Here is a 226-nt window from a genome sequence, read left to right as displayed (position 1 = left end):
GATATCCAAAAGCTTTACATCGCTTATTTCAACCGTCCAGCGGACCCACTGGGTCTGGCGTATTGGACAGCGTCGAGCCTGTCCCTCAAAGACATCGCACAAAGCTTCTCCGTACAAAAGGAATACGCAGACACGTATGCCAACCTGACGACAGCACAAACCGTCAACACCATTTACAAAAACCTGTTCGGCCACGAAGCTGATCCAGCAGGTCTGACTTACTGGG

General features: G+C 50.9%; 1 protein-coding gene. It reads left to right on the top strand.

Annotated elements, in window-relative coordinates; genetic code table 11:
• The coding region (locus tag ACO0LM_RS28845; RefSeq protein ID WP_423042400.1) for a DUF4214 domain-containing protein at positions 1–226 on the top strand (226 nt) is incomplete at both ends.

This window comes from Undibacterium sp. Di26W, from assembly GCF_049340265.1.
GTDB lineage: Bacteria > Pseudomonadota > Gammaproteobacteria > Burkholderiales > Burkholderiaceae_D > Undibacterium.
Note: the sequence above shows the minus strand (reverse complement) of the source record. Positions and strands in the feature narration are given on the sequence as shown.